The 750-nt window shown below is 68.1% G+C and carries 1 protein-coding gene; it reads right to left on the bottom strand.

The features are described from left to right. Window positions 1-750: hypothetical protein (locus C556_RS0116850; RefSeq protein ID WP_026263167.1), on the bottom strand; the 750-nt coding region annotated here is incomplete at both ends.

Below are 750 nucleotides of genomic sequence, written 5' to 3'. Positions count from 1 at the left end.
GACGGCGCTGCCGGTGCGCTTTTCGGTGCGGTTGCCGTTGAGGTCGTAGCTGTAGCCGTACTGGGTGGTGCCGATGGCGGCGCTGGTCAGCCGGCCCACGCTGTCGTAGCCGTAGTTGCGTTGGGCGCTGGTGCCGGGGTCCTGTTGGGTGAGGTTGCCGACGGCGTCGTAGTGGTAGGTGAAGCTCTGGTTGCCCAGGCTGATGCCGGCGACGCGGCCGTTGCCGTCGCCCGGTTGGCTGCGGGTCTGGCCGTTGGCCCAGGTCCAGCCGAGGACGCGGCCGTCGGCGCTGTACTGGATGTTGTTCAGCAGCAGTTGGCCGTTGACCTGGATCTGGCTGATGCGGCCGTGGCTCCAGCCGTAGCTGACGCTGGTGCCGCTGGGATAGGTGCGCTGGATGAGCTGGCCGGCGGGGTTGTAGCTCTGGCTGCTGCTGAGGGTGACACCGCCGATCAGGCGGGTCACCTGGGCCAGGCGGCCTTGGGGGTCGTAGCCGTAGCTGGTGCTGCCGCTGGCGTCGCTGAAGCTGGCCAGTTGGCCGGTGCCGTTGGCGGCGGTGTCGTAGGTGAAGCTTTGGGTTTCGTCGCCGAAGCCGATCTGGGTGACGCGGCCGAGGTCGTCGCGGGTGTAGGTGGCGGTCTTGTTGCGGGCGTCTGTTTCGCTGCTGAGCTGGCCGTTGGGGTCCTGGCTGTACTGGGTGGTGCCGCTGTCGGGGCTCACCTGGCGGATCAGGTCGTCGAAGCCGTTGTA

Origin of the sequence: Chitiniphilus shinanonensis DSM 23277 (assembly GCF_000374805.1) — a bacterium.
GTDB classification, from domain to species: Bacteria; Pseudomonadota; Gammaproteobacteria; order Burkholderiales; family Chitinibacteraceae; genus Chitiniphilus; species Chitiniphilus shinanonensis.
This window is presented reverse-complemented; position numbering and strand designations above follow the sequence as displayed.